Annotated in this window: 12 protein-coding genes; 10 read left to right on the top strand and 2 right to left on the bottom strand. The window is 61.1% G+C overall.

The window, feature by feature from the left end:
* Window positions 1-369: 369 nt before the first annotated feature.
* The 10 genes from BN4275_RS13390 (at window position 370) to BN4275_RS13345 (ending at window position 10954) form a co-directional block, all read left to right on the top strand.
* Window positions 370-1647 (top strand): molybdopterin molybdotransferase MoeA, encoded by a 1278-nt coding sequence (locus tag BN4275_RS13390; protein WP_202614992.1) that lies wholly within the window; start codon window positions 370-372, stop codon window positions 1645-1647.
* Between the two features lie 12 nt (window positions 1648-1659).
* Window positions 1660-2166 carry a molybdopterin-guanine dinucleotide biosynthesis protein B gene (gene mobB, locus BN4275_RS13385; RefSeq protein ID WP_066459153.1) on the top strand — a complete coding sequence of 169 codons (507 nt, stop codon included), beginning with the start codon at window positions 1660-1662 and terminating at the stop codon, window positions 2164-2166.
* Window positions 2163-3104: a molybdenum cofactor guanylyltransferase gene (locus BN4275_RS13380; protein WP_066459151.1), complete on the top strand. Its 942-nt coding sequence runs from the start codon at window positions 2163-2165 to the stop codon at window positions 3102-3104. Before mobB ends, BN4275_RS13380 begins: the two co-directional genes overlap by 4 nt.
* Before the next feature lie 304 nt (window positions 3105-3408).
* Window positions 3409-4824, top strand: a complete 1416-nt coding sequence (locus tag BN4275_RS13375) for an MmgE/PrpD family protein (protein ID WP_066459149.1) — start codon at window positions 3409-3411, stop codon at window positions 4822-4824.
* Window positions 4825-4837: 13 nt separating this feature from the next.
* Entirely contained in the window at window positions 4838-5548 is a 711-nt protein-coding gene (locus BN4275_RS13370) for a maleate cis-trans isomerase family protein (RefSeq protein WP_066459147.1), read from the top strand.
* 13 nt (window positions 5549-5561) lie between these two features.
* Complete coding sequence (locus BN4275_RS13365) at window positions 5562-5945, top strand: tautomerase family protein (protein ID WP_066459145.1); 384 nt, start codon at window positions 5562-5564, stop codon at window positions 5943-5945.
* Between the two features lie 36 nt (window positions 5946-5981).
* The gene (locus BN4275_RS13360) at window positions 5982-6971 is read left to right on the top strand and encodes a hypothetical protein (protein ID WP_066459143.1); all 990 of its coding nucleotides are present in this window, start codon (window positions 5982-5984) and stop codon (window positions 6969-6971) included.
* Window positions 6972-7013: 42 nt separating this feature from the next.
* Window positions 7014-8273: an NAD(P)/FAD-dependent oxidoreductase gene (locus tag BN4275_RS13355; protein ID WP_066459141.1), complete on the top strand. Its 1260-nt coding sequence runs from the start codon at window positions 7014-7016 to the stop codon at window positions 8271-8273.
* Entirely contained in the window at window positions 8266-10428 is a 2163-nt protein-coding gene (locus BN4275_RS13350) for a molybdopterin-containing oxidoreductase family protein (protein WP_066459139.1), read from the top strand. Before BN4275_RS13355 ends, BN4275_RS13350 begins: the two co-directional genes overlap by 8 nt.
* A gap of 10 nt (window positions 10429-10438) precedes the next feature.
* Complete coding sequence (locus tag BN4275_RS13345) at window positions 10439-10954, top strand: 4Fe-4S dicluster domain-containing protein (protein WP_066459137.1); 516 nt, start codon at window positions 10439-10441, stop codon at window positions 10952-10954.
* Between the two features lie 68 nt (window positions 10955-11022).
* On the opposite strand, the gene BN4275_RS13340 is transcribed toward BN4275_RS13345, so the two are convergent.
* Both BN4275_RS13340 and BN4275_RS13335 read right to left on the bottom strand, forming a co-directional pair.
* A complete protein-coding gene (locus tag BN4275_RS13340; protein ID WP_066459135.1) occupies window positions 11023-12093 on the bottom strand; it encodes a M24 family metallopeptidase in 1071 nt (356 codons plus the stop codon).
* Window positions 12094-12118: 25 nt separating this feature from the next.
* The gene (locus BN4275_RS13335; RefSeq protein ID WP_066459133.1) at window positions 12119-13300 is read right to left on the bottom strand and encodes a M20 metallopeptidase family protein; all 1182 of its coding nucleotides are present in this window, start codon (window positions 13298-13300) and stop codon (window positions 12119-12121) included.
* Between the last annotated feature and the right edge of the window lie 2 nt (window positions 13301-13302).

Below are 13302 nucleotides of genomic sequence, written 5' to 3'. Positions count from 1 at the left end.
TCCTCATTGTACCATTATTTTCCGAAACTGGCAAGCTGTTTTCACAAATTCCGTTCCCGTTTAGCCGCTAAGATTGTATAATAACTCTCCAAGAGCTCCTCGCATCCTCCGTAATTCTGCCGGCGGAGCTCGACTTTCGTTCCTTTCTGGAAAGTCCTTACAATCTCTGTTATGCCCAGACCAAGCATGAAAGAAATCCACACGAAGCCAGCCACGCCATCACCCAAACGCTCTATGAAAGCATCTGAAATCGTGACCACATCATCTATGGGAATTTGCAGGTTTCTGAAATCCTTATCCCCTCGAAAATTTGCAGCCGCACTTGCAGTTTTTAAAAAGGAGTTGATATTTTGGAGAGTCTGTGACATAATGAACACAAATATCGGCCGGTTTTATCAAAAATACAGCGGAAAGAACCAGAGAAAGGAGCATGTGCGGATGCGCATCGGTGTGGAATTGGAGGAGGGGGTTCGCCTCCTGCTGGAACGGACCCAGCCCATCGAACGGGTGGAGGAGCTGCCGCTCGAGCGGACGCGCGGACGGATTCTCGCGGAGGATGTCTTTTCCCCGATGGATCTGCCTCCCTTTGACCGCTCCCCGCTCGACGGTTACGCCGTGCGTTCCGCCGACGTTGCGGCAGCCACGTCCGAGGCTCCTGCCAAACTGCGGGTGATCGGAACCGAATGCGCCGGGGATTATTTTGCCGGACATGTGGGCGCGGGCGAAGCGGTCAACATTATGACCGGCGCGGCAATTCCCGCAGGCTGCGACTGTGTCATCCGCCAAGAGGATACCGACGACGGCATGCCTTTTGTACGGATTTTCCATCCGGCCCGGCATCACGACAACTTCTGCTTTCAGGGGGAAGATGTAAAAAAGGGGACGTTGCTGCTGCGGCGCGGCGAAAAACTTTCCTACGTTTCAATCGGGGTGCTCGCATCGCTCGGGTTCACCCGTACGCGCGTTTACACGCCGCCGCGCATTCTGCTGCTCAACACCGGCAGCGAGCTGATCGAGCCGGGTGAACAGGCGGGTCCTGGCCAAATCTACAACGCCAACCGCTATCTTTTGGAGACGCGGCTACAGGAACTCGGGTTCTCGCCCAAGGTGCTGCCCGCCTGCCGGGACGAATCCGCGTCCGCGGCGCGCGTCATCGCTGAGGCGCTGCCCGAAGCCGATCTCGTACTGACCACCGGCGGCGTCTCGGTCGGCAAAAAGGACATCATGCACGAAGTTCTGCAGCTGCTAGGGGCTGAAACACTCTTCTGGAGACTATTGATGAAGCCGGGGATGCCGATGCTCGGTGCGATCGCGGACAATAAGCCTCTGCTCTGCCTCTCTGGCAATCCGTTCGCGGCGCTCGCCACCTTCGAGCTGCTCGCGCGGCCAGTGCTTTCCAGGCTCGCGCGGGACGAAAGTCTCGTCTGCCGCACCGGCGAAGGGATCATGCAGAGCGACTTTGGAAAACCCAGCCCCAAACGGCGGTTTATCCGCGCCCAATGTAAAAACGGCTTCGTGGATGTCTCGCGCGGCAACCATTCCTCCGGCGCGATCTCATCGATGCTCGGCTGCAACGTTTTCATCGATATCCCGGCCGGAAGCGGCGGGCTGCGCCAAGGGGACCGGGTCCGGCTCGTCTGGCTCTAAGGGGGAATTTTTATGCATCCCATGCTTTTCGCAGTGAGCGGCGTCAAAAATTCCGGCAAGACCACCCTCACCGTCCGGCTGGTCCGAGCGCTCACCGAAGCGGGATTTCGGGTCGCGACCATCAAGCACGACGGACACGATTTCTCCGCCGACCTGCCCGGGACCGACAGCTACCGTCACAAGCAGGCGGGTGCTGTCAGTACCATTATCTATTCCCATGCGAAACTGTTGATGGTGCGCGACCGGGAGGAGCTCTCCTTTTCGGAAATCTGCGCGTTCGCGCCCGACTGCGATTTTCTGATCCTCGAAGGAGGAAAAAGCTCCCCACTGCCAAAGATCGAGGTGGTGCGCGCGGGCATTTCAGTCAGACCGGTCTGCGACCCTGCGACGCTGCTCGCCATCGCGACCGACCTGCCGCTCACCCATCCGACCGTCCCGGTGCTGGCGCTCGACGACCTGCCGGGACTTGTAAAAATCATCCTGCACTGGAAGCAAAATCAGGAGGAGGAACCCTCATGAATCTGTGGCAACTGCTCACTTCCCGCTGTGCCGGGGATATCCTGTGGGAGCTGCGGGAAGAATGCGGACTGGAACAGGCGGAACTCCTGCAGGGCGCCGCGCTTTTGCGCGCGCTGCAGATTTGTGCGCCCGAATATGCGGCGGGAGGGATGCTTGTCCCCGTTTCGCTGAACAGCCCTGCCGGCCCTGTCTGGCGGGTGGTGGATGGGGCGGGCGATCCCATTTCCTGCAGCAGCCGGGAAGAGCTGCTCGCGATGGAAATCTCCCTGACTAACGGGTGCGACGCGGATCTCACCGCAGCCCTCTGCCTCGTGGAGCTGCTCTGCCTCCCCGCTGCTGGTACCGTCCCTTTCCCCGCTCCCAACGGGGTTGCCGCACTGCTTCTGGCCGGCGGCCAAAGCCGCCGGATGGGCGAAAACAAGGCGCTGCTTTTGCTCGGGGGACGCAGCCTGCTTGTTCACGCGATGGAAGCGCTCTCGCCCTTCCCCGAGAAATATCTCTCGGTCGACCGCATCGGTCGGTACGAGGACTGCGGCAACTTCCTTCCTTTGCCCGACGAATTCCCCGGGACAGGTCCGCTCGGCGGGCTCTGCACCGCGATGCGGCACGCGAAGGCTGCCTACCTCGCAGTCTGCCCCTGCGACACCCCCTGTGTCACCCGTGCGTTCCTGCTGTACCTCTGCGGGCTGCGGGAGGGATATGACGCGGTGGTCCCGGTCACGCGGGACGGCCGTCCCCACCCACTGACGGCCGTTTACGCCGTTGGAACGCGGGAAATGCTCGCGGAACAGCTCGCCGCCGGGGAGCGCAGCGTGATGCGGTTCCTCGAAAAGCTCTGTGTGCGGTATGTCCCGCTCGCGCAGACCCCCTTCGACGACCGGGTGCTCACCAACGTCAACACGCGTGCGCTTTACGAGCGGCTGCTCGATGCAAAATAATCTTCTCTTATCCCACGGTCCGGTTTTGGGGCCGCGCACTTCGTAGAATGGGGTGCGCGGTCCCTTTTTGTTCCCTTTTAAATGGGATTTGAATCCCTTTAATGGGATCATTCCGTTTTCTGCACATTTCATTTTGCGGCACCTGACGCCCGTCAAGACAGGCTTTTGCGCCGCCTGTCCGCATATTTGGGGCGAACGGGATTGTGCGGCGCGTCTGAAAAGAACTGGCACGTTTCTTGCTGATATTTAGGGTGTAGTAATCTTACCAAGCGATTTTGCATCAGAAAGAATCGGAGGAGTTCAGATGAAGTTCAGCATCAACAAAATCACCACCAACTACACCGACACCCTCGCGCAGTACATCCTCGACCTCAAGTACGACCAGCTTCCCGCCGAGGTGGTCGACCGCGCCAAGAAGATCGCCCTGCATGCGATCGCCGCGGCGCTGGCCGCCAACGGAGTCCCCATGTCCGGCCGTGCCATCGAACTTGGCAGGCAGTTTAACGGCGGCGAACAGGGCACCGCGACCGCCTGGATCAGCGGCACGCGCCTGAGTATGGCGAACGCGGCTTTCGTCAACGGCGCAATCACCGACATGCTCGATTGGGAGGATTGTTCCTGGACCGGCCATCCGTCGGCCGGCGTGATCCCGTCTGCATGGGCTTGCTGTGAGGGGCAGAAGAAATCCGGCAAGGATTTCATCACCGCCGTCGTCGCCGGCTATGAGGTCTACCAGCGCATTGCCATGGCAATCCAGAATCCCAAGGGACAGGCCGCCGGCAACGGCTGGGGGCTGACCAGCTGGCAGATCTTCGCTGCGCTGGTCCCGGCCATCAAGCTCTTCGACCTGGACCTTGAGCGCGCCAACCAAGCGCTCGGCTTCGGCACCGCCGCCAGCACCATCTGCGGCTGCCTGCATCACACCACCATGTCTGACGCCTACCACTACCTGCACGGCTTCAGGGCCCGGGACGGCATCGAACTTGCGCTCACCGCCAAAAGCGGCGTCGAGAACTACCAGGACTGCTTCGACGATCCCAAAGCCTATGCGGTACATATGACCCCCGACCACCGGCCCGAGTGGTACACCAAAGAACTGGGCGAGCGCTACCTCATTCTCGACACCCTGCTCAAGCACTGGCCAGCCAACATGTGGAATCAGACCGCCGTCGAGCTCGCCTATGTGATGACAGAAAAGTACGGTATCTCGCCCGAAGACATCGACGAGATCATCCTCGACCCGCCAACCCAGCTGCGCATGGCCATCCGCCCCGAGGGCTACACCTCGCTGACCCAGGCGCAGTTCAGCATCCCGTTCTGCATCGCCGCAATGCTCTACGACCGCACCCCCGGCGCACAGTGGTACTCGGCCGAAAATATGAAGGACCCGAAGGTCCTTGCGCTGGCGCAGCGGGTCAAGAGCGGCCCAAGCGAGCAGCATACGCTTGGCGGCAGCTTCATCATCTGGCAAAACGGCTCCTATCCGATGAAGACGATGACCATCAAGACCAAGAACGGCAAGGTCTACGAGGAGCAGATGGACACCCATCCGGGCCACCCGCAGCAGATGATGTCCTGGGAGGAACTCGGCAGCCGCTTCCGCATCCAAAGCGCAAGCGTCCTCACCCCCGCGCAGCAGGACGCGGCGATCAGCGCCATCGAAAAGCTTGAGGATTGCGGAGACCTCTCCACAATCTGCCACCTCTTCGCCCGCCAGTGAGGAAGGTGCCAAGATGATGGGACAACCGCTGTCCGTCGGGCTAATCTGTCCCGGCGGCGGGGTCAAAAACCCCGAAAACGAGATGGGAAAATACAAGCCGGACGACGTCACCATCCTTGCCGAACGCATCCCGCTCGCCAAGATCGACGTCGAGGTGCTCAGCCGCTTCGCTGACGAAGCCGACGGAGCGGCGGTGCGGCTCGCTGAACGCGGCGCGCAGGTCATCGCGCTCAACTGCACCTCCGGCAGCTTCATCCGCGGGGCTGGGTACGACCGCGAGATCATCGAACGGCTCGAGCGCTCCTGCGGCCTGCCTGTCACCACCACGACCACCGCCGTCACCGAGGCGCTCACAACCCTCGGCATCCGCAAAATGGCAATGGTCACCCCCTATCCCGACGCGGTCAACGAGATCGAAATCCGGTTTATGCGAGACAGCGGTTATGACGTTCTTTCCTGCAAGGGACTGGGCATCGTCCAGATGAACCTTGTGGCGCAGGTCCCCTTTGACCGGATCTACAGCGCGGTGCGCGATGCCTTCACCCCCGCATGCGAAGGCATCTTCGTGAGCTGCGCCGGCTTCCGGGTGATCGACTACATCCGCGGGCTCGAGAGCGATTTCGGCCGGTCGGTCGTCACCAGCAACCAAGCCACCCTCTGGAAGCTGATGCGGATGATGGGCAGGACCGAGGACCTCAAAGCCGGAAGCCTTTTCACCAAATGACAGGAGGGGTTCGATGCCCAGTATTAAAATTTTTTCGGCGCGGCAAAAGACCGCCGGTCAGAAGCGGCAGCTTGTGGCGGCGGTGGCCCGCACATTCACCGAGCAGATGGGGAAACAGAGCAACTGCGCGGTCGCTCTCTTCGAGACCGACTGCGTCTCCTTCCCAGAAGGGCTTGATCCGCTCGACTACCTTATTGTCGAGATCGACATTTTCCCCGGACGCACCCTCGACCAGAAGCGGGCGCTCTACCGCGCGGTCGCCGACGGGATTCGCGCTGCTGGCCAGAGCACCGCGGGGCTTAAGATTGTACTGCACGAACCGCCGCTCGAAAACTGGGGAATTGCCTCCGGCCAGGTGGCCAGCGAATTTCTTGCGAAGAAAGGCCGCGGCGTCTGAGCCCGGCGAGACTCCATCAGAAAGAGGGACAAATCTATGGAATACCATCTGGATATGCGCGTCATCACCGGAACTGAGGCGAGAAAGCTCATTACCTGCGCCGAGGTGGTCGAGGCGGTCGAGGAGACCTTCCGCCAGAACGCGGCGGGAAATGTCTTTCACCCGATCAAAGAGCCGATGTTTTTAAACGAACAGCGTTCGAATTTCATTATGGCGATGGCCGCGAACCTCAAATATCTACGCACCGCAGGCGTCAAATGGACCAACATGATGAAGGAACAGCTTCCCGGCTATCCCTCCTGCGGGGGCAACCTGCTGATCCTGAGCGATACCGAAAACGGCCAGCCTTACTGCATGATCGAGGCGAGCGAGATCACCGCCATGCGCACCGGCGGCGGCCACGCGGTCGTGGCGGCGAAATATCTTGCAAAATCCGGTTCCGCGACCCTTGCGATCGTCGGCTGCGGCGAAGAGGGGCGGCTCGCCGCCGAATCCTTCCTGCAGGCCTTTCCGGACATCGTGAAGCTGCGCCTCTGCGACAAAAATGAAGCGGTGATGGAAAAGTTTCAGGCCGCCCATTCCGATCGCGCCGAGATTTCCTGCTTCACCGATGCAAAGGAAGCGGCCAGGGAATGCGACATCCTCATTCTGGCCACCACCTGCCGCAAGCCGCTCATCCACTTCGAGGACCTGCCCGCGGGCTGTACCGTAATCGGGCTCTACAGCTTCTTCGACCTCGATCCGCAATGCGCCTTCAAGGCCGATAAATGGGTACTCGGCTCCCGCAAGGACGACACGATGCAGATCATCAAAAACCCCTCCCTCGTCCAGTATCAGCTCGGCGAGGCCCCGGTCTACGCGGACATGGGAGAAATCCTTACCCAAAAAGCCCCCGCCCGCGAGAACGATCGGGAAATCATCGTTTACACCCACTTCGGGATGGGCGCTCTGGATGTCGCGGTGGGCAAGCTGATCTATGATAAGGCCGTCAAAGTGAATGCCGGTCAGATCATCCGAATGGACTAAAACCGATCAAACGCCCTTGCGGGGCGGCTGGAGGGAACAAACTTGAAAAACTATGCTGTCGTCGGGTTTGGCTGTGCGGGCTATCATGCCGCCGAAGCCATTCGCCGGCAGGACGCCGGCGCGCAGATCCACGTCTTTGAGACACTTTGCGAACCCCCGTTTAACCCCATGCTGAGCACCTACTATGCGTCCGGAAAAATCCCGAGGGAGCAGAGCTTCGTCTTCGGACCGCTCGAACAGATTTCCAGGGATCTCTCCCTCGCGCTGCACACCGGCGTCACCGTCGAGGCGGTGCGCGGCAGGGAGCGGGCGCTTCTCCTCTCAAACAGCGAGCAGCCATCCTTCGACGGAATCGTAATTGCGACCGGAGCGCGGGCCTTCGCCCCGCCGATCCCCGGCCTGCCGGACCGGCGCGTTTTCCTGATGCGCACCCTGCAGGACGCGGAGGATCTGCGAGACTACCTCGATGCCAATCCCATCAAAACCGGCGTGGTGGTGGGCGCCTCGATGGTGGGAATCAAGGTCGCGCAGCTTCTCTACGAACGCGCTGTCGCGACGACGGTCGTCGACGCGGCGCCACGCCTTTTCCCACTGGCCGCGATGGAACCGCTTTCCCGCCGGATGGAGGCGCGGCTGCGCGAGATGGGGCTCGACTTTCGCTGGAACGCGGGGGTCGAGGCGATCGAACCCGAAGGGGTGCGCATTGCCACCGGCGAGCTGCTGCCCGCCGACGTCATCTCCCTTTGCATCGGCACCCGGGCGAACACCGGGATCGTATCCGCCCCGGATTCCGGCGTTGCCGTCAACCGCGGAATTGTGGTGGATACCCGGATGCGCACCTCGGCCGAGGGAATCTATGCGGCCGGAGATTGCTGCGAGGGCAACAATCTGCAGTCCGGCCAGACCCAGATCATCGGGCTTTGGGCGAACGCGGGCTGCCAGGGACGCACCGCCGGCACCGTCTGCGCGGGCGGTCACGCCGATTATGCCGGGAACATCATCCACAACATCACCCACTTCATGGGGATGGAATTCGTAGGGCTGGGCGACAACCGCATCCAGGGCAAACATCTCGTCTACGAAAAGGACGGGATGTACCTTGAGGTTGTCCTTGCGGACGGCAAGATCTGCTGCGCCAACCTGCTCGACTGCGGCAACATCAGCGGGGTGCTCAAGAGCTTGATGCTCCGCCAGCTCACCGGCGAATCCCCGGCCCTGACCCCGATGCAGCGCGCCTATTTGCGCGGCAGAGGGCTGCCGGAGTCGTATATCAGTCAGATAGAGGGGGAGGACCATGAATAGCAAACTGGAAGCGCTGAGCAAAGCGAAAATCCCCTGCGCCGAAACCGGCGTGGAGGTCCATAAAAGCATCTGCGACATCTGTACGCCCGGGTCCCACTGCGGGCTGGACGTCTATGTCAAGGATGGCAAGATTATCAAAATCGAAGGCACCGAGGGCTTTCCCGGCAGCAATGGGAAACTCTGCACCAAGGGGGCCAGCAACCGGCAGTTCGTCTACCAGGAGAACCGCATCCGCACCCCCATGCGCCGCACCGGCCCCCGTGGCAGCGGCGAATTTGAACCGATCTCCTGGGAGGAGGCCTACCGGGAGATCGGCGACAGGCTCAACGCCATTAAACGCACCTCCGGCCCAGAGGCTGTATGCTGGTACACCGGTTACACCAAATGGTACCGCACCTGGCTGCACCGGCTCACCTATTCCTTTGGCAGCCGCAATTACGGCACCGAAAGCTCCTGCTGCTTCAAGGCGACCCAGATGGCCTGGATGACCGTGACCGGGCGCAACTACCGGCCCGACATGCGAAATGCCAGCGTCTTTCTGGGCTGGGCCTGCAACACCCTCATCAACCTGCATATTCAGGGGCGCGAGCTGATGGAATTTAAGGAGCGGGGCGGCAAGATCATCATTGTCGACCCGCGTGTGACTGAGACCTCCCGCAAGCTTGCCGACATCCACCTGCAGCTGAAGCCCGGTACCGACGGCGCGCTCGCCCTTGGGCTCGCGAACCTCATCATCCAGCGGGGATGGTACGACAAGGAATATGTGCGCGCGCACACCTACGGTTTTGAGGAATACGCCTCCTATGCCGCCGAATTCACCCCGGAGCGCACCGCGGCCATCACCGGTGTCCCGGCCGACCTGCTTGAAAAAGCGGCCCGCCTCTATGCCACAGGCGGCCCCGCCGCCTCCTACACCTCGGCCGCCGCCGTCACCCATCACATCAACGGCTACAACAACTACCGCGCCCTGGTTGCGCTGCAGGCCATCTGCGGCAATATCGACCGCAAGGGCGGGATGCTGCCCATCCACACCTCGCTCGCCTATACCGACTGTGGCTTTCCCACCAACGAAGCGCACTTCATCCACGACAAGGAGCCAAAAAACTGCCGCGAAGCCATCGGCGCGCGCCGGTTCCCCGTCTGGGAGGCGCTCGCCGGCGAATGCCAGGCGATGGACCTGCCCCGCCAGATCGAAACCTGCACTCCCTATCCGCTCAAAGCGCTGGTCGGTTTCGGGCTGAACCATCGGATGTGGCCCCAGCCGAGCAAATTCCTCAAGGCGGTCGACAAGCTTGACTTCATTGTGGCCATCGATCTCGTGACCACCGAATTCACAAAGCACGCCGATATCCTGCTGCCCGCCTGCACTTCGATGGAGCGCAGCGAGCTCAAGGGCTACCCCGGCGGCTTCCTCACCTGCACCAAGCCCGCCATTGAGCCGCTCTACGAGTCGAAGTCGGACACCCAGATCATGTGCGAGCTCGCACAGTATCTCGACATCGACGACGATCTCATGAAGAGCGGCCTGCGCGCGACTATGGAATACCTCATCGAGCCGCTCAGCGTCTCCCTCGACGAACTGATGGAGGCCCCCCTGCCGCTGCGGATGAAGGAATTTAAGCCCTATATTCCCGGAACCTACACAAAAAACGGTTTTGAAACCAAAACCGGCAAACTTGAGCTCAAATCGGCCATCATCGAGGAAATTTCGAAAGATTACCCCGATCTGAATCCACTGCCCACCTACCACGACAGCTACGACGGCGCCGATCCGAAGCAGTTCCCCTGCACCCTCATCACCGGTGCGCGGCTTCCCAACGCGGTACACTCCAGACTGCACAGCCTCACCTGGCCGCGCAGCCTGCGTCCCGATCCCGCCGCCGATCTGAACCCCGAAACCGCGCGGGAATCGGGTATCGCGCAGGACGACTGGATCGTGCTCTCCACCTCATGCGGGCAGATCACGGTACGCGCCAACCTCACCCATGCCGCGAAACCAGGCGAGGTCTACATGTATCACGGCTACCCTGAGGCAGATGTCAACGAGCTGATCCCTGCCGATCATCTGGACCCCTATTCCGGTTTCCCAGGCTTTAAGCAGGTGCGCTGCCGTGTCGAGAAGGCCAAAAACATACCCGCCGCGCGCGAGAGATAGGAGCGATGTTATGATATTCGATCTGAACCTAGAAAAATGTGTGTCCTGCGGGGCCTGTGCGGTGGCCTGCATGGACCAGAACGACATCGACCCTTCGCATGGGGACACCCCTTTGCGCCGTATCCACCTGCTTGAGGAGGGGAAGGATAAGATCCGTTACACCAACCTCTCGGTGGCCTGCATGCACTGCAGCGACGCACCTTGTGTGATGGGATGCCCGACCGGCGCGCTCTACAAGGACTCTGCCACCAATCTCACCCTCTTCGACCCCGACCGCTGTATCGGCTGCCACAGTTGCGCGATGGCCTGCCCATTCGGCATTCCGAGTTTCGACCAGAAGGATCGGATCACCAAATGCGACGGCTGCTCCGAACGCCTCAAGGCCGGTCTCAAGCCCGCCTGCGTGCGTATCTGCCCGTTCGGGGCGCTTTCGGTTTACGAAAGCGAATCGCAGTACCTTTCCCAACGGGCCGTCCGTTCGCTCAAGGCGATCACAAACGCGATTCTCGGCAGCGAAGATCTGTGACACAAAAAATCCCCACTCAAAAAGAGGCCCGCCTGTGGCGGGCCTCTTTTTTAGCCAATATTTTTTTTTCAGTCCAGCACCCGCAACGCGCGGTCCAAGCGGTTGAGCACCTCACAGCCGTCCTCTGTGACCAGCACGAGATCCTCGATCCGCACCCCGCCAAGCCCTGGCAGATAGATGCCCGGCTCAACTGAAAAGACCATCCCCGGTTGCATCACCACCGGCGTACCGGCGGAAACATCAGGCGGTTCATGCATATCGAGACCGATGCTGTGGCCGGTACGGTGGATAAACCGGGGGCCGTATCCCGCCTCGGTGATGAGACCACGGGCCGCGTCATCCACCGTGTGCAGCGGGGCTCCCGGCCGTACGGCCGCGACTCCGGCGCGATTGGCCGCTAGGACGATCCCGTAGGCCTTCTCGAGCTCAGGCGGCACGCCGCGGAAAAAGACGGTCCGGGTCATATCCGAACGGTAACGCCGATAATTCACGCCGGTGTCGATCACGATGCTGTCCCCCGGCTGAACCACAGTAGGGCCGGACATGCTGTGCGGATCGGCGCTGTTTTTGCCGAACTGCACCATCGCGCCGCCGTTCGTCCCGCCTTCACAGGTATAGAGATCCTGCGAGATGCGGTAAACGTCCCGTTCAGCCATTCCATCGGTGATGCGGTCGTGCAGCGCCGCGAGCACCTTGTCCGAAATACGCGAAGCCTGCCGGAGCGCCTCGATTTCGCGCAGATCCTTCACCATGCGCAGCTCTTCGAGAATGGTGCAGTCGTGCAGATACCTGACACGCGGACGCCGCTCGATGAGCTGCAGCAAAAAGCGCGCCGTCCAGTTCTTGTCGATCGCGACCGTTCCCGTCTCCCGCACGCCTTTGGCGAGCGGGGCCATCCCGTCGTCGGTGTCCGAAAAGGTCACAACTTCGGCGCCGATCGACTGGTCGATCAAAAAGATTTTATTTGCATAGTAGACGGCGTTTCCATCCCGGTCTACCACCAGCGCCAACAGCCGTTCCATTGGCTGGGTGAATTTTCCGGTCAGATAATAGAGATTGGCGGGGGAAGTGATGACCATTTGGTCGATCCCACGTTCCCGCATCAGTCCACAGAGCTTCTCCAGCCGCTGCTGTTCCATGTACAAATTCCTTCCTCTCTGCCGGTCACGGACGGTTCAGGTAGTCGACCGCCACCTTGGTCATAAAGCTCACACCGTTCACAAAGGAACCCTCCTCCACCATGAGACGCGGACTGTGCATGGGGGCGTTCGGGCCCTCTGCCCTGCCGGTACCGAGCGAGATGAACGCGCCCGGGATCACCTCGGTATAATAGGCAAAGTCCTCGCCGCCCATCGCGGGCTTTGGCTTCACCACGACCCCATCGGGGCCAAAAAGCTCGGTGGCCGCATCCGAACAGAACTGGGTGAGTTCCGGATCGCTCAGCAACGGCGGATAGCCGTAGGTGTAAAGAAACTCTCCAGTCGCGCCAAACGCGGCGCAGACTCCCTCCATCACCTGCTGCATGCGCGCTTTGAGGTTCTCGCGGGTCTTTGGGTTGAAAACGCGGCAGGTCCCTTTGAGCACGGCGCTCTGGGCAAGGACGTTTTCCCTGCCGCCCGCTTCGAGGACACCCACATTGAGCACCGCTGGTTCCATCGGATCGGTCATGCGGCTGACCACGCTCTGCAGCGTGGTGACGAGGTGCGCGCCCACCGTAACCGCATCCACCCCGAGATGCGGACTGGCCGCATGGCAGCCCCTGCCGGTGATACGGATCTCAAACTGGTCGGCGCTTGCGAGCAGTTCCCCCTTTTTGAGCGAGATGACCCCGCTTTTGACAAACGGCAGGATGTGCAGCCCGACAATCGCATCGACCTTCGGGTCCTCGAGCACCCCCTCCGTGATCATCTGCTTCGCCCCGCCGTTCGGGGCGTTTTCCTCGGCCGGCTGGAAGATGAATTTGACCGTGCCGTTCAGTTGATCCTTGATCTCGGTGAGCGCCATCGCGGCGCCCAGCAGCACCGCTGTGTGCACATCGTGCCCACAGGCGTGCATCTTGCCCGGATAGACCGACTTGAAGGGCAGGTCGTTCTCCTCCTGGATCGGCAGGGCGTCCATGTCGGCGCGCAGGGCGATGGTCCTGCCCTCCTTCGCGCCTCTAAGCAGCCCGACCACGCCGGTCTTGCCCACGCCGGTATGGACCTCCATGCCGAGCGCGCGCAGCTCCTTTGCCACCAGTTCGGCCGTGCGGAACTCCTCCAGCGAAAGCTCGGGATGCATGTGGATGTCTCGGCGGAGCTCTACTACCCGGTCGTTATACTTCTGCGCCAGTTTGATGTAGTCCATCA

It is taken from the genome of Anaerotruncus rubiinfantis (assembly GCF_900078395.1).
GTDB classification, from domain to species: Bacteria; Bacillota; Clostridia; order Oscillospirales; family Ruminococcaceae; genus Anaerotruncus; species Anaerotruncus rubiinfantis.
This window is presented reverse-complemented; position numbering and strand designations above follow the sequence as displayed.